The organism is Streptococcus ferus DSM 20646 (genome assembly GCF_000372425.1).
GTDB lineage: Bacteria > Bacillota > Bacilli > Lactobacillales > Streptococcaceae > Streptococcus > Streptococcus ferus.
On sequence record NZ_AQVD01000001.1, the window covers coordinates 366,428 to 390,948 of the forward strand.

The window sequence follows — 24,521 nt, forward strand, 5'->3', positions numbered from 1 at the left end:
ACTAAAATAATAATACAATAAAAAGGAACTGTTTGTCAAGGGAAGGATTTGAGAAAACGAACTTGAAAATATTCTGACTAAAAGTGGGGGTTTTCACGATTTCATAGTATAATAAGAGATAAGAACTTGCGAGGAGAGAGCTATGTTTGCACAAGTAGCGACAAAAACGGTCTATTCTTTCATGGATAGCTTGGTTGATTTAAAAACCTATCTTAAAAAGGCTAAGGAACTTGGCTATACCTATCTCGGTATTATGGACAAGGATAACCTTTATGGTGCCTATCATTTTATTAAGGCTGCTAAAGACCAAGGCTTTCGTCCTATTATAGGGTTGGAAGTTGATTTACTGGTAGAAGGAGAGCTGGTCAGCTTTTGTTTTATTGCTAAAGACACTCAGGGTTACCAGAATCTGTTAAAACTCTCAACAGCCAAGATGACAGATAAAGAAAACTTTGCTGATGTTGAGGAATACTTGTCTGGGCTTTTAATAGTTGTGCCTTATTTTGAAGGGATTCCTCAGTTAAATTTACCTCATCCATTTTATGTTGGTGTCAGTCTAGACACCCCTCAGATGACATTTGAGCAAAAGACTTTTCCGCTCCATTCGGTTCGTTATTTTTCGAATGAGGATACCGAAACGCTTCAAGTCTTGCATGCCATACAGGAGAATCTTCCTTTAGGAAGTGTCTCTGCACCAGAAAAAAATCAGTTGCTTTACCCTGAAAAGGAGATTGAAAGACTCTTTCAGGAACGTTTTCCAGAAAGTCTTCGGTACATGGAAGAAGAACTCTCGGCCGTAGATTATCATTTCAATCAAGAACTCAAACTGCCTCGTTTTAATCGAGAAAAGGATGCAGCTCTTGAACTGAGAAATTTAGCTGAGTCTGGGTTGAGGGATAAAGGGCTTTGGGAGGCAGTTTATCAAGACCGTCTTAATCAGGAATTAGCGGTTATTCATAAAATGGGCTTTGATGACTATTTCTTGATTGTTTGGGATTTGTTGCGCTTTGGACGCTCTCAGGGATATTATATGGGAATGGGCCGTGGATCGGCTGCAGGAAGCCTGGTGGCTTTTGCGCTGGATATTACCGGAATTGATCCTGTCAAGAACAATCTCCTCTTTGAACGTTTTCTGAATCTTGAACGCTATTCTATGCCCGATATTGATATTGACCTCCCAGATATTTATAGAAGCCAGTTCTTAAAGTATGTACGAGACCGTTATGGATCAACGCATTCGGCCCAAATTGTTACATTTTCCACATTTGGTGCTAGACAGGCCATTCGGGACGTTTTCAAACGTTTTGGAGCCACAGAATATGAGCTGGGCAATTTGACTAAGAAGATTGGCTTCAAAGATGATTTAACCAGCGTCTATGAAAAGAATATGGCCTTTCGCCAAATCATTAACAGCAGACCAGAGTTTCAGCGAGCTTTTGCGATTTCGAAGAGGATTGAAGGCAATCCTCGTCAGACCTCCATCCATGCGGCTGGTATTGTCATGAGTGATGACAATCTAACAGATCATATTCCCTTAAAAGCAGGCGAAGATATGATGGTTACCCAATACGATGCAGCAGCGGTTGAAGCCAACGGTCTCCTAAAAATGGATTTTCTGGGTTTACGTAATTTGACTTTCATTCAAAAGATGAAGGATAAAGTTGATAAAGCGTCTGGGCTGACTATTGATATCAAATCGATTGATTTGGAGGATCCGAAGACGTTGGAACTTTTTGCCGCAGGAAATACCAAGGGTATTTTTCAGTTTGAAGCTGCAGGTGCTATCAATCTTCTGCGGCGGATTAAACCGGCGCGTTTTGAGGAAGTGGTGGCGACGACCAGTTTGAATCGTCCCGGTGCCAGTGATTATACGGAAAACTTTATTAAGCGAAAGTATGGTCAGGAGGAAATTGATTTAATCGATCCCGTCATTGCACCGATTCTAGAGCCGACTTATGGGATAATGCTTTATCAAGAGCAAGTCATGCAGATTGCCCAAATCTATGCTGGTTTCACCCTGGGTAGGGCCGATATGCTCAGGCGGGCTATGTCGAAAAAAGACACTTTGGAAATGCAGAAAATGGAAGAAGAGTTCTTGGTGGGTGCTCAAAAATTAGGGAGGAAAGCAGAAACTGCTCGAAAAATCTTTGGACGTATGGCTAAATTTGCAGGCTATGGTTTTAATAAAAGCCATGCCTATGCGTACTCTGCCCTAGCCTTTCAGATGGCCTATTTCAAAGCGCATTATCCGGACATCTTTTTTGATGTCATGCTTAATTATTCTAATGCAGCCTACGTTAATGACGCGTTGGAGAGAGAGTTTCACATTGCGCAAGTCTCCCTAAATAACGTGCCTTACACTGATAAGGTTGCTGATGGCAGTATCTTTTTGGGTTTAAAAAACATCAAGGGATTCCCGAGAGAATTTGCTTACTGGATTCTGGAACACCGCCCCTTTGAAAGTATTGAAGATTTTTTGACACAGGTGCCAGAAAGGTATCAGAAACCCGAATTTTTGGAGCCCTTAATTAAAATTGGTCTCTTCGATGTTTTTGATCATAATCGGCAGAAAATATTAAAGAACCTGCCGAATCTGTTAATCTTTGTCAATGAATTGGGCAGTCTTTTCGCGGATTCCTCCTATCATTGGACAGAAACCGAAGATTTTTCCAATGCTGAAAAGTACCAGCTGGAAACAGATATTTTAGGTGTTGGCATCAGTCAGCATCCGCTTCTCGAAATGGCTGCAACAAGTCCATATCCTATCCAGCCGATTGCTGAATTAGTCAAGGACACAGAAGGCTTTGTTTTGGCTCAGATTGAATCTAGTCGTATTATCAGAACCAAATCCACAGGAGAGCAGATGGCCTTTTTAAGGGTGACGGATACGAAGAAGAAGCTGGATATCACTTTATTTCCGGAGACTTTCCAGCATTATAAACATGATCTGATTGAGGGGCAGATGGCTTATTTCAAGGGAAAAATGCAGGAGCGAGACGGCCGTCTTCAGATGGTATTAAGAGAGATGATACCTGTTTCTGCTGAGAAGTTTTGGCTGCAAATTCCTAATCATGAAAAGGATAGAGAAATTTCAGACATACTCTCGCAGTTTCCAGGTCATATTCCAGTCGTTCTTCACTATCAGGAAAGTAAAGAAACTTTGCAGAGCAGCCGCTTTTTTGTCAGTAAATCTGCGGAACTGCAGGAAAAACTAAAAGTTTACACTATGAAAACGATTTTTCGTTAAAAAAAGCGTTGAAAATAACCTTATTTGCTTTGAAATATGCTATAATAGTCACGTTAAACTAATAAAAGGAGTACCAATCATAATGAAACGTATTGCTGTCTTAACCAGTGGCGGTGACGCACCTGGGATGAATGCTGCTATTCGTGCAGTTGTTCGTAAAGCAATTTCTGAAGGAATGGAAGTTTTCGGTATTAACCGGGGCTATGCCGGTATGGTTGAAGGGGATATTTTCCCACTTGATGCCAACGGTGTTTCAAATATTCTTTCGCATGGAGGAACCTTCCTCCAATCAGCTCGTTACCCAGAGTTTGCCCAGCTTGAAGGTCAATTAAAAGGGATTGAGCAACTCAAAAAACATGGTATCGAAGGAGTAGTCGTTATCGGTGGTGATGGGTCTTATCATGGAGCTATGCGCTTAACCGAACACGGCTTCCCTGCTATTGGACTTCCGGGAACCATTGACAACGATATTGTCGGTACAGATTATACCATCGGTTTTGATACAGCTGTGAACACAGCCGTCGATGCGCTGGATAAAATCCGCGATACTTCTTTCAGTCACGGCCGTACGTTTGTTGTTGAGGTTATGGGACGCAATGCTGGTGATATTGCCCTTTGGTCTGGTATTGCTGCTGGCGCTGATCAAATTATTGTTCCTGAAGAGCCATATGACATTAACGAAGTGGTTGCCAAGGTGAAAAAGGGTTACACTCGAAAAGGGAAAAATCACCATTTGATTGTTCTTGCCGAAGGTGTTATGCATGGCGAAGCCTTTGCCGCTGAAATGAAGGCTGCTGGAGATGACAGTGACCTCCGGGTGACCAACCTAGGGCATATCCTGCGTGGTGGTGCTCCAACTCCTCGTGACCGTGTTCTCGCTTCATGGATGGGAGCACATGCCGTTGAACTTCTCAAAGAAGGAAAAGGCGGTTTAGCTGTGGGTGTTCACAACGAGTCCTTAGTGGAGCATCCAATTCTTGGAACAGCCGAAGAAGGAGCCTTGTTCAGTCTGACAGAAGACGGTAAGATTGTGGTCAACAATCCACACAAAGCGCGTCTTGATTTCGCAGCCTTGAATCGTGATTTAGCACATATTTAAAGTGATTTACTATTAGTATCATTCGGTTACTTAGTCGTTAATAACGACAGATATAATTTAAGGGAGTTTCATAAAAAAATGAATAAACGTGTCAAAATTGTTGCAACTTTAGGTCCAGCGGTAGAAATCCGCGGTGGTAAAAAATTTGGTGATGATGGTTACTGGGGTGAGCCTCTTGATGTTGAGGCTTCAGCTGCTAAGATTGCTGAATTGATTACTGAAGGTGCCAATGTCTTCCGCTTTAACTTCTCACATGGAGATCATGCTGAGCAAGGTGAGCGTATGGCGACTGTTCGCCGTGCCGAGGAATTGGCGCGTCAAAAAGTTGGTTTCCTTCTTGATACCAAAGGACCTGAAATGCGTACAGAATTGTTCGCTGATGGTGCTAAAGAATATGCCTATAAAACAGGCGACAAACTCCGTGTTGCTACAAAACAAGGTGTTGAGTCTACAAAAGATGTTATTGCGTTGAATGTTGCAGGCGGTCTTGACATCTATGATGATGTTGCAGTTGGTCAAACGATTCTTATTGATGATGGGAAATTGGGTCTTACTGTTACTGGAAAAGACATTGCAAGTCGTGAATTTGAAGTGACAGTTGAAAACGATGGTATTATCGCTAAGCAAAAAGGTGTTAATATCCCTAATACGAAAATTCCTTTCCCAGCACTGGCTGAACGTGATAATGCGGATATTCGTTTTGGTTTGGAACAAGGTCTTAACTTCATTGCAATCTCATTTGTACGTACTGCAAAAGATGTGAACGAAGTTCGCCAAATCTGTAAAGAAACTGGCAATGAACATGTTCAACTTTTTGCTAAAATTGAAAACCAACAAGGTATTGACAATATTGATGAAATCATTGAAGCGGCTGATGGTATCATGATTGCCCGTGGAGATATGGGGATTGAAGTACCGTTTGAAATGGTTCCAGTTTACCAAAAAATGATCATTACTAAGGTTAATGCAGCAGGTAAAGCTGTTATCACAGCTACCAATATGTTGGAGACCATGACTGACAAGCCACGTGCAACTCGTTCTGAAGTATCTGATGTCTTCAATGCAGTTATTGACGGTACTGATGCAACCATGCTTTCTGGTGAATCAGCAAACGGTAAATACCCTATTGAATCTGTCCGTACCATGGCAACAATTGATAAGAATGCTCAAACGCTTCTTAACGAATATGGTCGTCTAAACTCAGACACATTTGCCCGCTCTAACAAAACAGAAGTTGTGGCTTCTGCGGTGAAAGATGCAACAAGATCTATGGATATCAAGCTGATTGTTACGATTACTGAATCTGGTAACACAGCACGCTTGATTTCGAAATACCGTCCAGATGCAGATATCTTGGCTTTGACCTTTGATGAAAAAATTGAAAAAGCGTTGATGATTAACTGGGGTGTTATTCCAATCTTGACTGAAAAACCAGCTTCTACTGACGATATGTTTGAAATTGCTGAAAAAGCAGCACTTAAGTCAGGTCTGGTTGAATCAGGTGATAATATTGTCATCGTCGCTGGTGTGCCTGTTGGTTCTGGCGGAACGAATACAATGCGTGTGCGCACTGTTAAATAAGACTGATAAAAGAGTCAGAGAGCAATCTCGGCTCTTTTCGTTTACTTTTGTCCGTCTTGCTGATAAAATGGACATATAGATAGGAGGTGTTCTTATGGGATGGCTTTGGACATTAATTGTCGGTGCTATCATCGGTGCCATTGCTGGTGCGGTTACGAATCGCGGGCAGTCAATGGGCTGTATCGCAAATATTATTGCAGGTTTAATTGGTGCATCAGTAGGTAAAGCTCTGTTTGGAGCTTGGGGACCAAGTCTTGCTGGTATGCCTCTGATCCCTTCAATACTGGGAGCGGTAATTGTAGTTGCTGTTGTCTCCTTCTTTGTAGGTGGCAGAGATTAGAGGTATCATCTAATCCCTTATAAAAATAGAAAAGAGGCGCTTATGTCAGATGCAAAATTGGAAAAGGCCAAGGGAGGTCTCAAAGAGTTTGCTGGTAAATTAACAGGTGATAAGAAGACAGAAACCGAAGGTGCTGTTGAAAAAACGCTTGCTAAAGCCAAGGAAACAGTTGAGGATGCTAAGGCTGCTGTCGAAGGTGCTGTGGAGGGCTTTAAGAAGTCCTCAAAGGATAACTAATACTTAATTGACCTAAGCAGATGCTTAGGTTTTTTGAATTAGGTGATTCTCGCTTTTGTTATTCTTATAATTTTGTTATACTAGTTGTAGCAGATTTGAGGAGATAATATGCTTAAACGAGATTTTATTCGCAATATTTTACTAGGGGTGATAGCCCTAGCCGTGCTTTTATGCTTACATTTTTTTGTTTTTTCGAGTTACTCTGTAACGGAGAATGATGCCAATGCTTATTTAAAAGCAGGCGATCTAGTTGTTCTTAATAAAAATGAAGATCCCAACTATAAAGATTTTGTAGTCTATAAGGTGGGAAGTAAGTCTTATCTGGGTCGGGTAATCGGTAAGGAGAGGGACAGCGTCACGTACATGGATGATATCTTTTATCTGAACAATACTGTGGAGGATCAGTCTTATCTCAGTAGCCTGAAAGATGCCTATGCGGCAGCGGATCATCAGATGTCTTTTACCAGTGATTTTACCATTCAAACCATCACTAAGGATAAGTACAGCCAGATTCCAGAAGATTATTATCTGATTTTAAATGACAATCGTCAAAATACCAAAGACAGTCGAACGTTTGGTCTTATTAAAAAATCGCAGATTAGAGGAGTTGTTTCTTTTAAACTCTTACCATTGAAGGATTTTGGCTTTATTAAAACAGAGTAGCTGGGCTGCTTCTGTTTTTTTGTTTGATCCTTAAAAGATGACTATACCAATTTTCTTGTTGACTTTCCAAAAATAAAGTTATATACTGTTTTTGTTGGATTTTTATTGTCAAAGATGACTATACCAATTATTAAAAATCAATAGGAGGAAGTGATAAGGTCATCCTTATCACAAAAGACTTATGTGTGGAATTGTAGGCGTCGTTGGAAATCGCAATGCAACTGATATTTTAATGCAGGGGCTTGAAAAACTGGAATACCGTGGTTATGACTCTGCAGGTATCTACGTGATTGATAATCCCGACAATAGCCGTTTAATTAAGTCTGTTGGCCGCATTGCAGATTTACGCTCTAAAATTGGAATTGATGTTGCAGGGGCTACAGGTATTGGTCATACCCGTTGGGCTACCCATGGTCAAGCGACTGAAGAAAATGCGCACCCGCATACTTCAGCAACAGGACGCTTTATCTTGGTGCATAACGGGGTGATTGAAAATTATTTACAGATTAAGGAAGATTTTTTAGCTGGTCATGACTTGAAAGGACAGACAGACACTGAGATTGCAGTACACTTGGTCGGTCAATTCGTTGAAGACGGTCTCTCTGTTTTGGAGGCTTTCAAAAAAGCCCTGCATATTATTGAGGGATCTTATGCTTTTGCATTGATTGATTCGCAAGATCCGGAGACCATCTATGTTGCGAAAAATAAGTCACCGCTTTTAATTGGTCTTGGAGAAGGTTATAATATGGTCTGCTCAGATGCCATGGCCATGATTCGAGAAACCAGCCAATTTATGGAGATTCATGACAAAGAGTTGGTCATCTTAACCAAGGATCAGGCCTTAGTTTCAGACTATGATGGTCATCCAATAGAAAGAGACAGCTATACGGCTGAACTAGACTTATCTGATATTGGTAAGGGGACCTATCCTTTCTATATGCTTAAGGAAATCGATGAGCAGCCAACCGTGATGCGTAAGTTGATTTCGACCTATGCGGATGAGCAAGGTCAGATGACGGTAGACCCAGCTATTATCAAATCCGTTCAAGAAGCTGACCGTATCTATATTTTAGCTGCTGGGACATCTTACAATGCTGGTTTTGCTTCAAAATCTATGATTGAAACCCTGACAGATACGCCGGTTGAACTGGGAATCGCATCTGAGTGGGGCTACAACATGCCACTTCTCAGTAAGAAACCAATGTTTATTCTACTGAGTCAGTCTGGTGAAACAGCTGATAGCCGTCAAGTCTTGGTAAAAGCCAATGCCATGGGGATTCCGAGTCTGACCATTACCAATGTACCAGGCTCCACCCTATCTCGTGAAGCCAGCTATACCATGTTGCTTCATGCAGGGCCTGAAATTGCGGTAGCTTCTACAAAAGCTTATACTGCTCAAATTGCTGCCCTTGCCTTCCTTTCTAAAGCGGTGGGAGAAGCCAATGGCAAAAAAGAAGCTCTTGATTTTGACTTGGTGCATGAATTGTCACTCGTTGCCCAATCTATTGAAGCAACTTTGACGGAAAAAGACCTGATTGCCGATAAGGTTGAAAAGCTTCTGGCAACGACTCGCAATGCTTTCTACATTGGTCGCGGTAATGATTATTATGTGGCGATGGAAGCTTCCCTGAAGTTGAAAGAAATTTCGTATATTCAATGCGAAGGCTTCGCTGCAGGCGAATTGAAACATGGAACCATTTCTTTGATTGAGGATGATACACCTGTTTTAGCCTTGATTTCATCCAGCGAAGTGGTGGCTGCCCATACACGGGGAAATATCCAAGAAGTTGCCGCTCGCGGCGCCAACGTTTTGACAGTTGTTGAAGAAGGATTGCATAAAGAGGATGACGATATTGTTGTCAATCAGGTACATCCGTACCTCTCCAGCATTTCAATGGTTATTCCGACACAACTGATTGCTTACTATGCTTCGCTGCAACGGGGACTTGATGTGGATAAACCGCGTAATTTAGCCAAGGCAGTAACCGTTGAATAAATGAAAAGCATTTGAGAATTTTGTCTCAAATGCTTTTCATTTATTCTGCTTATAGGGTATCAAATCTTGATGCGGTATAAGCCAGAGGTCCGTATCCCTTGCTGAACAAGCGATAGCACATACCCTAATAAACTGTGCCAAGATGGGATCAGAACATCGACATCACTATTTTATGACGATTGATTTTTGTTCCGCTCTTTTTTGTCAAAAATTTTCTGCCAAAGTTTGAGTTCTCTCGAAAGGGCAAAAGTGTTATCCTTAAATTGTAATAAAAAGGAGGGTTCTTATGGAACAAAAATCGTCATTGAAAGTTAAGGTTCAAAAACTTGGTACCGCTCTTTCAAATATGATTATGCCCAATATCGGGGCATTTATTGCCTGGGGGGTCTTGACAGCACTCTTTATTGAGACTGGTTGGCTGCCTAATAAGGAATTTGCAACGGCAGTAGGTCCGATGCTGACTTATCTGTTACCGGTCTTAATTGGGTATACAGGTGGTTATGCGGTATATAATCAGCGAGGGGCGGTAGTTGGTGCTATTGCGACGTTCGGAGCTATCGCTGGTTCTTCTGTACCAATGTTTATCGGAGCTATGGCTATGGGTCCTCTTGGCGCATGGTGTATTAAGAAATTTGACCAAAAATTCCAAGAGAAAATCCGTCCTGGATTTGAAATGCTGGTTAATAATTTTTCAGCTGGGTTAATTGGTTTTGCACTCTTGTTAATCGCCTTTAAGATTGTCGGACCAGTCGTGTCAACGCTGACCAACGCGATTGGTGATGGTGTACAGACCATCGTTGATCTCAAACTCTTGCCTCTGGCAAATATTCTGATTGAGCCAGCTAAGATTCTCTTCCTGAACAATGCGCTTAATCATGGTATTTTTACTCCTCTGGGAGCTGAACAGGTTGCAGAAACAGGAAAATCCATCCTCTTCCTTCTGGAAGCTAACCCTGGACCTGGTTTAGGGGTCTTACTTGCCTTTGCATTCTTTGGCAAGGGATCAGCAAAATCCTCCTCTTGGGGTGCGATGATTATCCACTTCTTTGGGGGAATTCATGAAATCTACTTCCCTTATGTTATGATGAAACCCGCTCTTTTCCTAGCAGTTATTGCGGGTGGTGTGACAGGGACCTTTACCAATCAGCTTCTCGGTTCAGGACTTGGAGGGCCGGCTTCGCCAGGCTCAATTATCGCTATCTTGAGTATGGTGCCAAAAGGCGGCAGTCACCTTGCGGTTCTTGCTGGTGTATTTGCTGCAGCAGCAGTCTCCTTCCTGGTTTCTGCTGTGGTCTTAAAAGCTGATAAGTCTGAAGGAGAGTCTTTGGAGGAAGCACAAGCAGCGACTCAGGCTGCTAAGGCACAATCTAAAGGTCAATCCATTTCAGCACCGATTACGGAAGAGATTTCAACTGATACAGTTGAGAAGATTATCTTTGCCTGTGATGCTGGTATGGGAAGCTCTGCCATGGGCGCAAGTATTTTGCGGGATAAGGTAAAGAAAGCAGGTCTTGCCATTCCTGTAACCAATCAAGCGATTTCTAATCTTCAAGATACCCCAAAAACACTTATTGTGACCCAAGAAGAACTGGCAGCGCGTGCAGCTCAAAAAACACCTAGCGCAGCGCATGTTGCAGTAGACAACTTCCTAGCAACACCAAAATATGACGAAATTGTCAGTCTTTTGACCAATAAAGCACCACAGTCAGCTATTACAGGTGATTCAGCGGAGCCGATTGCGACCGAGATTGATTTAAATGATGTTGATGCTGTTGTCTTTGCTCATGGCCAATCTAAGGGATCGGCAACAATGGGGCAGGAAACCTTAAAGGCTATCTTTAAAAATAAGCAGATTGGTATTCCGGTATCAACCGCAGCTTATCAAGAGTTGACTGATTTCAACATGAAAAATGTACTTATTGTTTCAACGATTGCTAATCAATCCGCAGTTCAGGCTGCAGCGCCACATGCGCAGGTGCTTATTGTGGACAGTCTGGTAACAACACCTGAATATGATAAATTAGTAGCTAGAATGAACAAGTAAGCTTAGAAAAGTAGTATAATAAGCTTATGCTATTAACCAAGAGAGAAGAACAATTGCTAAAAGCTTTCCAGACCTATGGAAAGCTTTCACTTAATCAGATTTCAGATATTTTAAAAGTTTCCCAAAGGACAGTCTACCGAACGATTTCTGAGTTAACCGACAGCCTAAATACGGTTAATGTCAGTATTCTTAAAGACAAAACCAAGTATTATCTGAGCGGGGAAGTCGAAGGGATTAAGGACTTTTTCAGTCAGGCCTCCTTTGATTCCAGCCAGCGCCTGAATTTAATCACTTATCGGCTGATCATTAGTCAGCAAGCTGTCACCAATGAAGAACTTCAGCAGGAGTTTGGAGTCAGCAATGTCACTATTATTCAGGATATAGCTGAAATCGAAAAACGCTTAGCTGATTTTGACCTGTTTCTTCAACGTACCAATGGCTATTCTATTGTGCAAAAGAATGCACAAACAAGACGTTTTTTAGCTATTTTGATGAGCAATAATGTATCGATTTCTGACTTTTGGAATCAGGACTATGGCTATTTTCAAGAGTTAAATCTTGAAAAACTGACTTTGGCTCAGACCATTTTTCAGGACTATCAGGATGACCTGCCGGAATTAGATGCAAAAATGACAGAATTTTTCATTATTCTTCTGGCCTTGTCTTCTTGGGGAGAAATCGAGGAAAAAAGTTCAAAGGTCAGCCGTTTAGCCCTAGATTTTTCAAAAAAAGTCTTTGCTCGTTTTTCGAAAGAAACGGCTGAATTTTATAACATTCAAGAAATCTTATTTTTTGCGAGTGTTTTGGACGAGCTGTTGATCAAGCGTCAGGAATCGCCACTTTATAACGAGAGCTTTGACGGGGAATTTTTCTACCGAATTTCTAATCTGATTGATAAGGTGTCACGTTATACCAAGATTGATTTCAGAAAGGATCCTGTTCTTTTCAAGTTTCTCTTTCACCATATCCGACTTAGTCTGGCAGTTCCGGTTATATTTAATACATCGTCAAAGCGGCATATTACCTACTTGGCGGCTCATAAAAACGAATATCTGCATACTGTTGTCAGTCTTTTAGTACAGGATATGTTTCCCAACTATCTCAATAGTGAAGCAGAATATGAGCTGTTGACCCTGCACTTTGCGTCCAGTCTTCGTCGCAGTCCGGATATTTATCCGATAAGGATTTTACTGTTGACTGATGAGCGGCCTTTGGCGCGTGAATTGCTCCTCAGCCGAATTAAAAGTGTCGCCCCTTTTGTGGAAAAGATTGATTTTAAGCCTCTGTTACAATTTAAAGAAGAGGACAGGCAGTACTACCACACGGTTTTATCAACAAAACCTCTGCAGGGAGACGTTGCTTATCTTGTTTCGATTTATCCAGATGCCAAGGAAATTCTATCCCTTCAGGAGTACTTGCAGGACATTCAGGCCAATCAAAGTATTATATTGAAAGAAGAAACTGCTGTTCTTTCCGGTCTCAATCGGCAGGATTATCTGGCAGCCAGTCAGACACTCTTACAGCAATTCATTTTAGAAGATGTGGCTAATTCAGCAACTTTCGAAGCAACTGTCAGGGAAATTATGGAAAAGATTCCAGTGATATCGGATCAAACCTATCTGTCAGACAAGCTGCTTAATCGTTTCGAACGGAGTCCTTTTGCCATTCCAGAAACCAATCTGGCGCTTTTGCATACGCAGTCTAGTAAGGTGAGGCAATCATTTTTTGGAATTTATAACTTAAAACAGCCTGTTAAGGCACTCTCTATGACCAAAGAAGAGGAAGTCACCAAGCGTATTTTGGTCATGCTGACCAAGATTGATGAGTCTTCCGAAATTCGAGACCTGATGACAGCCATTAGTCAGTCCTTAATTGAAAATCACCTTTATACGGAAATTTATAGAACAGGTAATCGAGAGATTATTTATCAGTTACTCAATAAAATTTTTACAGAAAGAATTAAGAAATTGGAGAATTAAGATGGAATTTCAAAAAGAATTAATTAAACTGAACCAATCTTTTGCCAATAAAGAAGAAGCAATCCGCTTTTGTGGCAATCTTCTTGTTGAAGGAGGCTATGTGGAACCGGCTTATGTCGATGCCATGATTCAGCGCGATAAGGAGTTGTCTGTTTATATGGGAAACTTTATTGCGATTCCGCATGGAACAGACGCCGCTAAAAAGAATGTTCTGAAATCGGGGATTACAGTCGTACAGGTACCAGATGGGGTAAATTTTGGAACAGAAGAAAACCCACAGGTTGCCACTGTTCTTTTTGGTATCGCTGGTATCGGAGATGAACACTTGCAAATCATTCAAAATATTTCGATTTTCTGTGCTGATGTTGATAATGTGGTAAAATTAGCGGATGCTCAGACAAGTGACGATATTGTTAAGCTCTTGAGCTCAGTTGATTAATAGAAAGGGATAGTGTCTTATGAAAAATGCAGTTCACTTTGGCGCCGGCAATATCGGAAGAGGTTTTATCGGTCAGATTTTATCTGATAATGATTTTGCTATTGCCTTTGTTGATGTCAACGACCGTATTATTGATGCGCTTAATGATCGTCATGCCTATGAGATTGAAATTGCCGAAGATGACAAGCCCCATCTTCAAGTAACCGATGTTTCAGGAATCAATAATCAAAAAGACCCAGAAGCCGTCATCGAAGCAGTCTCTAAGGCAGATTTAGTGACCACGGCTATAGGTCCCAATATTTTGCCCTTTATTGCAGAATTAGTTGCTAAGGGGATTGAAAAGCGTTATCAGGAAGGTAATCAGACACCTCTTGATGTGATTGCTTGTGAAAATATGATTGGCGGTTCCGCCTTCTTGTATGAGGAAGTTAAGAAATATCTATCCGCTGAAGCACTAACATTTGCAGAAGCAAAAATTGGCTTTCCTAACGCTGCTGTTGACCGAATTGTACCAACCCAGGTGCACGAAGACCCGCTTTTTGTTATCGTGGAACCTTTCTCTGAGTGGGTTGTTGAGACTAGCGGCATGAAGAATGCCGACTTACGTTTGGCAGGTGTTCACTATGAGGACAACTTAGAGCCTTTCATCGAAAGGAAGCTTTTCTCCGTTAATTCAGGCCATGCCACAACGGCCTATACTGGGGCATACTTTGGTGCCTCCACCATATTAGAGGCTTTGGAGAATAAAGAGGTCAAGGAACAGGTTGAAGGCGTCCTGTCTGAAATCCGTCAGCTTTTGATTGCTAAGTGGGGCTTTGCCGCTTCTGACTTGGAAGATTATCATCAGATTATCATCAGTCGTTTTGAAAATCCTTATATTGTGGATGATGTGGCACGGGTTGCCAGAACACCAATCCGCAAACTCGGTTTTGATGAACGCTTTATCCGTCCCATCCGTGAATTAAAAGATCGGGGTCTAGCCTATGACAATCTTTTAAGAACAGTCGCTTACGTCTTTGCCTATAAAGATGAGACTGATGAACAAAGTGTCACTCTGCAAAAGCTGCTGCAAGACAAAGAAGTCAAAGATGTTGTTGCTGATGTCACTGGACTTAAGGATCAGGAGTTAATGACACAAATTGTGGCAAGTATCCAAAGTCTTTCCTAAAAGCTGGTCAATCTACCAGCTTTTTTATTGACTTGTCAAAATTTCAAAACTCGGGTAAACTAGAAGGAGAAAACGATTAAGGAGAAACCATGTCTTTACCAAATTGTCCAAAATGTCAGTCGGAATACGTCTATGAAGATGGCCTTCTGTTGGTCTGTCCTGAATGCGCCTACGAGTGGTCGCCAAGTGATGAGGAATCTGAAGAAGGTCTAGTTGTCCTTGATAGCAATGGGACACGTCTGGCTGATGGTGATACAGTGACCGTCATCAAAGATTTAAAAGTAAAAGGCGCCCCAAAGGACATTAAGCAAGGTACGCGGGTTAAAAATATCCGTCTCGTAGAAGGCGATCATAATATTGATTGTAAAATTGACGGCTTTGGTGCTATGAAGCTTAAATCCGAGTTTGTTAAAAAATCTTAAAATCTGGTCTGCCAGATTTTTTTGTGGCATGGATTTCAATGAATATTTGAAACAATCTACAAAATCTTCTGAAAATTTGATATAATAGTATCATTCTTTTTAAGGAGAACTCATGTCTTACATTTTAGAAGTACTGCCCAGCCTTTTAGACGGTGCAGTCGTTACCTTACAGGTCTTTTTTATTGTTATTGTGCTATCGATTCCCCTTGGAGCTGTTTTAGCCTTTCTGATGCAAATCCGCTTCAAGCTTCTCCAATGGTTTTTAACCCTCTATATTTGGGTGATGCGGGGGACACCGCTCTTATTGCAGCTAATTTTTATTTATTATGTTCTGCCTAGTGTAGGGGTGACTTTTGATCGCATGCCGGCTGCTATTTTGGCTTTTACTTTAAACTATGCCGCCTATTTTGCTGAGATTTTTCGTGGCGGGATTGAGGCTATTCCAAAGGGGCAGTACGAAGCTGCCAAGGTTTTGAAATTCAGCCCATTACAGACGATTCGCTACATCATCTTACCTCAGGTTGTTAAGATTGTCTTGCCTAGTGTGTTTAACGAAGTCATCAATTTAGTTAAGGATTCTTCTTTAGTTTATGTCCTTGGTGTGGGTGATCTCTTGTTGGCAAGTAAGACGGCCGCCAACCGAGATGCAACGCTGGCACCGATGTTTATTGCCGGAAGTATTTATTTACTTTTGATTGGCCTGGTTACTGTCCTTTCCAAACAGGTTGAAAAGAAGTTTAGTTATTATAAGTAGGTGAAGCATGTTAGAATTAAACAATATTTCCAAAAAATTTGGTCAGAAAGTTATTTTTGATCAGTTCAATTTGGTTATTCCAGAGGGAAAGGTACTGTCCCTAGTAGGACCTTCTGGAGGCGGTAAAACAACGCTTCTACGTATGTTAGCCGGCTTGGAAAAAATTGACTCAGGTCAGGTCGTCTATAATGGTCAGGCAGTTTCGGCAGACCATTTGCAGACAGAAAATCTCTTGGGATTTGTTTTTCAGGATTTCCAGCTTTTTCCTCATCTGAGCGTCCTGGATAACCTGACGCTGTCGCCTGTCAAAACCATGAACATGAGTAAAGAAGAGGCTCTTAAGAAAGCTAAAAACCTCTTAGAGCGTCTTGGTTTAGGGGAACATGCCGATGTTTATCCTTATTCTCTATCAGGTGGTCAGAAACAGCGGGTGGCTCTGGCTAGAGCCATGATGATTGATCCTAAAATCATCGGTTACGATGAGCCAACCTCAGCCTTGGATCCAGAATTACGCCAAGAAGTTGAAAAACTCATTTTGCAAAATCGAGAGACAGGTATCACACAGATTGTGGTGACCCACGATATGCAGTTTGCTGAAAACATTTCAGACCAGATTATCAAAGTCAACCCCAAATAAAACAGTTTAGGAGAAAAAATGAAAAAGAAAACACTATTGCTTGGTTTATTAGCCTTTCTAGCAGGTCTAGTCATGGTTGCATGTGGCAAGAAGGATACCGCAACAACTTCCGATCAGTGGAAGACCTACCAAAAAGAAAAATCCATTACAATTGGTTTTGACAATACCTTTGTTCCTATGGGGTTCAAGGATAAGTCTGGAAAGAATGTGGGTTTTGATATTGATTTGGCCAATGCTGTCTTTGCAGAATACGGCATCAAGGTCAAATGGCAGCCAATTAACTGGGATCTCAAAGAAACAGAACTTAAAAATGGTAAAATTGATCTGATTTGGAATGGCTATTCTAAAACAGACGAAAGAGCACAAAAAGTTGCTTTCACCACTGCCTATATGGAAAATGAGCAAGTTTTGGTAACTAAAAAGTCATCAGGAATTACCAGTTTTTCCGATATGAAAGGTAAAGTTTTAGGCGCTCAGTCAGGTTCATCTGGCTACGATGCTTTTACCGCCAATCCTGAAATTCTTAAAGATATTGTTAAAGATAATGATGCTTCTCAGTATGAAACCTTCCCGCAAGCTCTTATCGACTTGAAGAATGACCGGATTGATGGTCTCTTAATCGACCGCGTTTATGCGAATTACTATCTCAAACAAGAAGGAAGTCTAGATCAGTATCATATCATTAAAAGTGAGTTTGCAGGAGAAGACTTTGCTGTTGGAGCGCGTAAATCTGATAAGACACTGGTTAAGAAGATTAATCAAGCCTTTAAAAAGCTCTATACCGCGGGCAAGTTCCAGGAAATTTCCAATAAATGGTTTGGTACTGACGTGGCGACAGATGCGATTAAATCAAAATAAGTCCAAAAGGACTTATTTTTTTGGTGTGATTTGATGGAAAATGAGGGCCCAGTCCTTGTTGCGGCGCCATAAACTGGTGTGACGATAGTTGTCTGATTCGTAAGAAACGAGTTTCGACTTTTGACTGACAGAAATAACTGTAAAAGCCTGCAGAGAATGGCTTAATGTTTCTTGCTGTTTTAGAAAGGCTTGAGGACTTTTCTGACCCTCTTGACCGATAAATAATAAATTTTCAGAAATCAGCTCCTCCCTGTCAGGGGATGGTGTTTGGAGCGTTTTTTCAAAGTGATGAAGTTTGCGAAAGACATTATTAAAGATTTCGTCTTCAGGAATGGGAGCGGGCTCTACGTGGATGTCAATATCATAGACATTAAAGTTGTTCTGGAGGAGCTTCTCAACTTCTTCGGTAATCGCATGGCTTTCATAAACCGATAAATCGGGGTTCATTTCCAAAACCAAATCTAAAAAGACATTGCTGCCATAGGTACGGCCGCGTTTGGATTTGACCGCATAGATTTCGGGGATCTCAAGAATAGCCTTTTCATAAGCTTGCAGCTGAATCTCATCGAAGCCATCGGATAAACTGAAGGCGCTGGCAGCAAAAATATCATAGGCAGTTTTGAGGATAAAGACAGTAATAATGATTGCTGCTATCTTATCGACAATAGGGAAATTAAAAGCGCTGGCTAGGATTGAAAGAGAAGTTCCCAGAGATGTGGCCGCATCCGAAAGATTGTCTTTAGCGGCCGCATTTAAGGCTGCAGAATTGGTTTCTTTATAAAGTCTTCTATTGTAGAGATAAACACCATACATTAACAGTGCAGAAGCGGCTCCCACCCAGGCTCCGATTGGATCGATTGCTGTCTGATTGTTTTTGACAAGTCGGTTGACGGTTTCAATCAAAACCTGAAAACCAACAGTGAACATGATGAAGGAGGTTATCAGGCTGGCTAAATCTTCGATTTTCCAGTGCCCAAAGCGGTGGTCGTTGTCTGCTGGCCGACTAGCCAGATAAAGACCGATTAAAATGGTGAGATTGGCGATAATATCGGAGATGTTGTTGAAGCCATCGGCGATTAGTGAGGCCGAGTGAACAAAATGCCCAGAAATGAGCTTGGCCAAAGCTAGCAGTAGGTAGACAGAGATGCTGACGATAGGACCACGCCTTGCCAGTTTTAAATTAGCTTGGGGAGTTGACATAGAATCTCCTTTGGAAAATAATAAGACTATTATAGCATCTTTCTTCAAAAGTCAAAACTCACCAGTTCTGACTGGTGAGTTAATGCTTTAATGTTTTTCAAAGTAATGTTTGGTTTCTGAAATAATAACGGGGGAGAGGGCTAGGAGGGCAATGAGATTAGGAATAGCCATCAGACCGTTAACAATATCAGCAATCGTCCAAATGAGATTCAGCTCTAAGAAGCCACCTAAAGCGACCATAAGAATAAAAATGGAGCGGTAAAGAGACAGGTACTTGGTTCCGAATAAGAATTCAAAACAGCGTTCACCGTAATAAGACCAGCCCAGAATCGTTGTAAAGGCAAACAAGACTAAGCAGACGGTCAGAACGAGAACACCTACATTGCCAAAGACAGTCGCAAAGGCTGACTGTGTCAGCGGGGCTCCTTCAAGTCCACTGACTGTCCATTTTCCGGTGACTAGGATGGCCAGTCCGGTCAAGGTACAGATGATAATCGTATCAATAAAAGTTCCTGTCATAGAAATCAGCCCCTGTTCCGCAGGTTCATTGGTTTTGGCCGCTGCTGCAGCAATAGGGGCGGAGCCTAGACCAGATTCATTAGAAAAGACACCTCTGGCAATACCATTTTGAATAGCATCTTTGACAAGGGCACCAGCAAATCCGCCAACGGCTGCAGTTCCTGTGAAGGCTCCAGAGAAGACTTGTTGGATTGCAGGAATAATGTTCTTGTAATTCAAAGCGATAACAGTCAGTGCTGCTAAAATATAGGCTGCTGCCATAAAGGGAACCAGCTTTTCGGATACTTTTGAAATGGACTGGATGCCACCGAAAATGATGAGACCGACAATGATAGCGATTAAGATACTGACGATTTTAGGAGACCAGTTAAAACTGTTTTGGAGTGAGTCCGTAATGGAGTTGACCTGTGAAAAGGTACCGATTCCCAGAAAGGCTACTAAAATACCTGAAAAGGCAAAGAAAATGGCCAGAGGTCTCCATTTTTGTCCCATACCATTTAAAATATAGTGCATAGGGCCTCCGGCCACTTCACCATTGGCATCCTTGGTTCGGTATTTAATGGCCAGCAATCCTTCGGCGTATTTTGTTGCCATACCAAAGAAAGCGGCAATCCACATCCAAAAAAGTGCGCCAGGACCTCCCGTTTTAATGGCGGTGGCAACACCGACGATGTTTCCTGTTCCGACAGTGGCTGCCAGAGCAGTTGCAAGAGCGGCAAAACTGGAAATATCGCCTTCTCCTTTGTCTTCTGTAAAAATGAGCCTGAACGCCAGAGGTAATTTGAAGACTTGCAGCAATCCCAAGCGTAGGCTGAGATAGATACCTGTCCCGACCAAAAGAATGAGCAAGGGCGGTCCCCAGACAAAACTGTCCAGCGTTTTGAAAAAGGTCAACATAAAAAAATCTCCTACTAAACCGGAGACTAAAAAAGGAGGTTGTTTCCTAGAAACGAGACCTCCAGAGTATAGGGATAAGAAATAATTGCAAAAAGGCTAACTATCCTCATCTTCTGTCCTTTTGCCTGAGAGTTTGAGCGTTTGCCTTGCCCCTTCGGCGCCGTTAAGGTCTCTCCAGAAGTCCGTCCGTCTATCAGTTCTCCTAATAGCATCATCCGGTATATTTATTAACGATTCTATAATATAAAAGAATGACTGCTTTGTCAATATTTTCTGAAAATTTTTAAAACTGTTTCAGCTTTTGTTCGGGTCTTAAAAATGGTATAATTTTGGAGTTGAATGGTTAGGTGAGGAGAAATGATGCATCCTTTATTAAATGGAATGAATGAGAAACAGAGTGAAGCGGTGAGAACGACAGAAGGTCCGCTTTTAATTATGGCTGGTGCCGGCTCAGGAAAAACACGGGTTTTAACCCACCGTATTGCCTATTTAATTGATGAAAAAATGGTAAATCCTTGGAATATTCTTGCCATTACTTTTACCAATAAGGCGGCACGTGAAATGCGTGAGCGGGCTATGGCCCTTAATCCGGCTACTCAGGATACCTTGATTGCCACTTTTCACTCCATGTGTGTGAGAATTTTGCGGCGCGAAGGAGATCATATTGGTTATAATCGTCATTTTACCATTGTGGATCCCGGAGAGCAGCGCACGCTAATGAAACGGATTCTCAAGCAGTTAAACCTCGATCCGAAAAAGTGGAATGAACGTGCCATTTTAGGAACCATCTCCAATGCTAAAAATGATTTGCTTGACGAGGTGGCCTATGAAGGTCTGGCTGCGGATATGTACAGTCAGATTGTGGCCAAGTGTTATAAACTTTATCAAGAAGAGCTGAGGCGCAGTGAAGCCATGGACTTTGACGATTTGATCATGCTGACCCTGAGGCTTTTTGATGAACATCCTGATGTTTTAGCTTATTATCAGCAACGTTATCAATATATCCATGTGGATGAGTATCAGGACACCAATCATGCTCAGTATCAGTTGGTAAAGCTCCTAGCATCACGCTTTAAAAATATCTGCGTGGTCGGGGATGCTGACCAGTCTATTTATGGTTGGCGAGGCGCTGATATGCAGAATATTCTTGATTTTGAGAAGGATTATCCAGAAGCAAAAGTGGTCCTCTTGGAAGAAAATTACCGATCAACCAAGAAGATCCTCCAGGCAGCTAACGATGTGATTAAGAATAATCGCAATCGCCGTGATAAAAAGCTGTGGACACAAAATGATGACGGGCAACAGATTATCTATTATACTGGTCGGAATGAGACCGAAGAAGCGATTTTTGTGGCTTCGATCATTGATCAGCTGGTGGGCGAAACAGGACGGCGTTTTAAAGACTTTGCGGTACTTTATCGAACCAATGCCCAATCTCGTACGATTGAGGAGGCGTTGCTCAAGTCTAATATTCCCTACACGATGGTTGGGGGAACAAAGTTTTACAGTCGTAAGGAAATTCGCGATGTTATTGCCTATCTGAATGTGGTTGCCAACAGCAATGACAACATTTCTTTTGAAAGAATTGTCAATGAACCTAAGCGAGGTGTTGGACCCGGAACGCTTGAGAAAATCAGACAATTTGCCAATCTCCAAGATATGAGTTTACTGGAGGCTTCTGCTAATATCATGATGGCTCCTATTAAAGGAAAGGCAGCTCAGGCGGTTTACGCTCTGGGAAATATGGTCTTAAACCTTCGGGATCAGTTGGATCGCTTAAGTCTGACTGAACTGACCGAGGCTCTGCTTGATCAATCAGGCTACTTAGAAGCCCTGCAGATTCAAAAGACTTTAGAGAGTGAAGCTCGGATTGAAAATATTGAAGAGTTTTTGTCTGTAACGAAAAATTTTGATGAAGCTGAAGATGATGGTCCAGAAGGTGAAAGCGGACTGGAAAGGCTGAGCCGTTTTCTCAATGATTTAGCTCTGATTGCGGATACGGATGATGCCGATAGTGAGGCGGCAGAAGTAACGCTCATGACTCTCCATGCGGCTAAAGGGCTGGAGTTTCCGATTGTTTTCTTAATTGGCATGGAGGAAGGTGTTTTTCCGTTAACGCGTTCGACCGAAGAAGCAGATGACTTAGAGGAGGAACGTCGCTTAGCCTATGTAGGTATTACACGGGCAGAAGAAGTTCTTTATCTGACGAATGCGAACGCTAGAACCTTGTTCGGACGAACTAATTATAATCGTCCGAGCCGTTTTATCAAGGAAATTTCCGAGGATCTGCTTGCCTACGAAGGGTTAGCCAGACCTTCGCGGACAGCTTTCAAAGCCAGTTATACTAGTGGAAAAGAAACGAGCTTTGGTCAAGGGATGAGTTTGGCTCAGGCTCTGCAGGCTCGCAAAACAGCCGCCAGTCCGCAAAGCTTTTCTCAGTTGGCAGCTTCAACTGAGAAGGAACTGATAGACTGGCAGATTGGTGATGTCGCTTACCATAAAAAGTGGGGAGCAGGCACGGTCTTAGAGGTTTCAGGAACGGGTCAGACCCAGGAGCTAAAAATTAAATTCCCTGAAATAGGTCTTAAAAAATTATTGGCTAGCGTGGCACCGATTGAAAAAAAGACAAATGATTAGGAAATCCCTAGTCGTCTTTTTTAGTGGATTTGGGATATGAGCGTCTTAGTTATAGTTTAAAACTATGGAGTCGATAAAAAATAGATATTAGTCAATTGCCTCATTTTTAGTTACAATGGTAGGCAACGGAGGATATAAATGATGACTAGAGAACTTAACTTTGAAACCTTGCAATTGCACGCTGGTCAGGAAGTCGACCCAGCTTCAAAATCTCGGGCGGTGCCTATATACCAGACGACATCTTATGTGTTTGATGATGCTCAGGAGGCAGAAGACCTTTTTGCATTGAAAAAAGCGGGCAATATCTACACGAGGATTACTAACCCGACGGTTGCCGTTTTTGAAGAAAGAGTGGCGGCTCTTGAAAATGGAATTGGCGCTTTAGCAACTGCCTCAGGCATGGCAGCCATTACCTATACCATTTTAGCTTTGGCGTATGCTGGAGATCACATTGTTGCAGCTACCACCCTCTACGGCGGGACTTTCAATCTTTTAAAAGAAACCTTGCCGCGTTACGGCATCACAACGACTTTTGTAGATGTTGAGCAAGTGGATGAGCTTGAGGCGGCTATCACAGATCGAACGAAACTCGTTTTGATTGAAACGTTGGGGAATCCGTTAATCAATATTCCTGACATTGAAAAAGTGGCTGAAATAGCACATCGCCATCAGCTTCCTTTGGTGGCAGACAACACCTTTGCCACTCCTTATCTGATCAATGTCTTCTCACACGGTGTTGATATTTCCGTGCATTCAGCAACCAAGTTTATTGGCGGGCACGGAACCAGTATCGGAGGAGTTATTGTTGATAGCGGGAAGTTTGACTGGGAGGCTTCAGGGAAATTCCCTCAATTTGTTGACGAGGATCCTTCTTATCATCACTTGAGTTACACGAGAGATGTCGGTGCCGCTGCCTTTATTACGGCAGTGAGGGTTCAGCTGCTGAGGGATATGGGCGCAGCCCTGTCACCTTTCAATGCTTTTTTGCTTCTGCAGGGGTTAGAGACACTTTCTCTTCGTGTTGAGCGCCATATTGAAAACACTAAGCAGATTGTTGCTTTTTTAGACAATCATCCCAAGGTTGAGCTGGTCAACTACCCGAGTTTACCCTCCAGCCCTTACTATCAGTTAGCTCAAAAATACCTGCCTAAAGGAACAGGGTCCATCTTTACCTTCCATGTTAAAGGGGGAAGTGAAGAAGCAAGACAGGTGATTGATCAATTAGAGATCTTTTCAAACCTTGCTAATGTGGCCGATGCTAAATCATTGGTTGTTCATCCTGCGACAACGACACATGCACAATTATCAGAGGAAGATTTAGCGGCTTGCGGAGTGACTCCAAATCAAATTCGTTTGTCTATCGGGCTGGAAAATGCCGAGGATTTGATTGAGGACCTAAGGCTTGCTCTTCAAGTGCTGGATTAGAGATAAAAGCTTGGGGAATCTGACTTCGTTTTATTTCATGTTCTATTTAAAAGGCTTGGATTTTCACTAGAACAAATCAAAGATAGACTTTTAACGGCTTCTTCTCCAAACGAATTGTTGGAAGTCTTGAATAGACAAGACCTGCTTTTGTCTGAATCAGGAAATTAATTGAATGTGGTCGGAATTTTTCCGTCAAGTCGAAAAAATGCCCAAGTCATTAAGAGACTGACTGTCAAAAAACGGAAGAAAACAACGCATTTTTTGCCTATGGAAGACCCCAAAGCCTTAACGGCAGAAGGGAAAACATTTTGGCAAAGGGCGTATTCCTAAAATGTCTATCCAGTAAAACAACTTAGCAACTCAGAGTGAAAAGAGCTGT

General features: G+C 42.0%; 19 protein-coding genes and 1 riboswitch. Of the genes, 17 read left to right on the top strand and 2 right to left on the bottom strand.

All coding sequences use genetic code 11. The annotated features are described in order from the left end of the window. Positions 1 to 142 precede the first annotated feature (142 nt). The 15 genes from A3GY_RS0101875 to A3GY_RS0101945 all read left to right on the top strand — a co-directional run bounded on the left by A3GY_RS0101875 (position 143) and on the right by A3GY_RS0101945 (position 17,464). On the top strand, positions 143 to 3,247 hold the full coding sequence (locus tag A3GY_RS0101875; RefSeq protein WP_018029700.1) for a DNA polymerase III subunit alpha: 3,105 nt from the start codon (positions 143 to 145) through the stop codon (positions 3,245 to 3,247). Between the two features lie 82 nt (positions 3,248 to 3,329). Next, positions 3,330 to 4,346 carry a 6-phosphofructokinase gene (gene pfkA, locus A3GY_RS0101880; protein ID WP_018029701.1) on the top strand — a complete coding sequence of 339 codons (1,017 nt, stop codon included), beginning with the start codon at positions 3,330 to 3,332 and terminating at the stop codon, positions 4,344 to 4,346. A 78-nt stretch (positions 4,347 to 4,424) separates the two neighbouring features. Beyond that, positions 4,425 to 5,927, top strand: coding sequence for a pyruvate kinase (pyk, locus tag A3GY_RS0101885; RefSeq protein WP_018029702.1), 1,503 nt, complete (start codon positions 4,425 to 4,427; stop codon positions 5,925 to 5,927). 94 nt (positions 5,928 to 6,021) lie between these two features. Continuing rightward, positions 6,022 to 6,267 (top strand): GlsB/YeaQ/YmgE family stress response membrane protein, encoded by a 246-nt coding sequence (locus A3GY_RS0101890; RefSeq protein WP_018029703.1) that lies wholly within the window; start codon positions 6,022 to 6,024, stop codon positions 6,265 to 6,267. A gap of 42 nt (positions 6,268 to 6,309) precedes the next feature. After that, positions 6,310 to 6,504 carry a CsbD family protein gene (locus A3GY_RS0101895; protein WP_018029704.1) on the top strand — a complete coding sequence of 65 codons (195 nt, stop codon included), beginning with the start codon at positions 6,310 to 6,312 and terminating at the stop codon, positions 6,502 to 6,504. Positions 6,505 to 6,612: 108 nt separating this feature from the next. Then, complete coding sequence (lepB, locus tag A3GY_RS0101900) at positions 6,613 to 7,167, top strand: signal peptidase I (RefSeq protein WP_018029705.1); 555 nt, start codon at positions 6,613 to 6,615, stop codon at positions 7,165 to 7,167. 181 nt (positions 7,168 to 7,348) lie between these two features. Next, positions 7,349 to 9,163: a glutamine--fructose-6-phosphate transaminase (isomerizing) gene (gene glmS / locus A3GY_RS0101905; protein ID WP_018029706.1), complete on the top strand. Its 1,815-nt coding sequence runs from the start codon at positions 7,349 to 7,351 to the stop codon at positions 9,161 to 9,163. Between the two features lie 286 nt (positions 9,164 to 9,449). Next, complete coding sequence (locus tag A3GY_RS0101910; protein ID WP_018029707.1) at positions 9,450 to 11,207, top strand: PTS mannitol transporter subunit IIBC; 1,758 nt, start codon at positions 9,450 to 9,452, stop codon at positions 11,205 to 11,207. Positions 11,208 to 11,233: 26 nt separating this feature from the next. Further along, a complete protein-coding gene (locus tag A3GY_RS0101915) occupies positions 11,234 to 13,186 on the top strand; it encodes a BglG family transcription antiterminator (RefSeq protein WP_026161877.1) in 1,953 nt (650 codons plus the stop codon). Between the two features lies 1 nt (position 13,187). Continuing rightward, positions 13,188 to 13,625 carry a PTS mannitol transporter subunit IIA gene (locus tag A3GY_RS0101920; RefSeq protein WP_018029709.1) on the top strand — a complete coding sequence of 146 codons (438 nt, stop codon included), beginning with the start codon at positions 13,188 to 13,190 and terminating at the stop codon, positions 13,623 to 13,625. Between the two features lie 19 nt (positions 13,626 to 13,644). Next, positions 13,645 to 14,793: a mannitol-1-phosphate 5-dehydrogenase gene (locus A3GY_RS0101925; RefSeq protein WP_018029710.1), complete on the top strand. Its 1,149-nt coding sequence runs from the start codon at positions 13,645 to 13,647 to the stop codon at positions 14,791 to 14,793. A gap of 89 nt (positions 14,794 to 14,882) precedes the next feature. Beyond that, positions 14,883 to 15,215, top strand: a complete 333-nt coding sequence (locus tag A3GY_RS0101930; RefSeq protein ID WP_018029711.1) for a zinc ribbon domain-containing protein YjdM — start codon at positions 14,883 to 14,885, stop codon at positions 15,213 to 15,215. 112 nt (positions 15,216 to 15,327) lie between these two features. After that, complete coding sequence (locus tag A3GY_RS0101935; RefSeq protein WP_018029712.1) at positions 15,328 to 15,969, top strand: amino acid ABC transporter permease; 642 nt, start codon at positions 15,328 to 15,330, stop codon at positions 15,967 to 15,969. A 7-nt stretch (positions 15,970 to 15,976) separates the two neighbouring features. Beyond that, positions 15,977 to 16,606, top strand: coding sequence for an amino acid ABC transporter ATP-binding protein (locus tag A3GY_RS0101940; RefSeq protein ID WP_018029713.1), 630 nt, complete (start codon positions 15,977 to 15,979; stop codon positions 16,604 to 16,606). An 18-nt stretch (positions 16,607 to 16,624) separates the two neighbouring features. Further along, positions 16,625 to 17,464, top strand: a complete 840-nt coding sequence (locus A3GY_RS0101945) for an amino acid ABC transporter substrate-binding protein (RefSeq protein WP_018029714.1) — start codon at positions 16,625 to 16,627, stop codon at positions 17,462 to 17,464. A 12-nt stretch (positions 17,465 to 17,476) separates the two neighbouring features. Here A3GY_RS0101945 and A3GY_RS0101950 read toward each other — a convergent pair whose 3' ends face one another. Both A3GY_RS0101950 and A3GY_RS0101955 read right to left on the bottom strand, forming a co-directional pair. After that, the gene (locus A3GY_RS0101950; protein WP_018029715.1) at positions 17,477 to 18,664 is read right to left on the bottom strand and encodes a cation diffusion facilitator family transporter; all 1,188 of its coding nucleotides are present in this window, start codon (positions 18,662 to 18,664) and stop codon (positions 17,477 to 17,479) included. 87 nt (positions 18,665 to 18,751) lie between these two features. After that, positions 18,752 to 20,080, bottom strand: coding sequence for an alanine/glycine:cation symporter family protein (locus A3GY_RS0101955; protein WP_018029716.1), 1,329 nt, complete (start codon positions 20,078 to 20,080; stop codon positions 18,752 to 18,754). A gap of 103 nt (positions 20,081 to 20,183) precedes the next feature. Beyond that, positions 20,184 to 20,268: riboswitch (glycine riboswitch) on the bottom strand. A gap of 172 nt (positions 20,269 to 20,440) precedes the next feature. Between A3GY_RS0101955 and pcrA the strand changes: the two genes are divergently transcribed. Then, positions 20,441 to 22,717, top strand: a complete 2,277-nt coding sequence (gene pcrA, locus A3GY_RS0101960; protein WP_018029717.1) for a DNA helicase PcrA — start codon at positions 20,441 to 20,443, stop codon at positions 22,715 to 22,717. A 141-nt stretch (positions 22,718 to 22,858) separates the two neighbouring features. Beyond that, positions 22,859 to 24,142, top strand: a complete 1,284-nt coding sequence (locus A3GY_RS0101965; protein WP_026161878.1) for an O-acetylhomoserine aminocarboxypropyltransferase/cysteine synthase family protein — start codon at positions 22,859 to 22,861, stop codon at positions 24,140 to 24,142. Positions 24,143 to 24,521 lie beyond the last annotated feature (379 nt).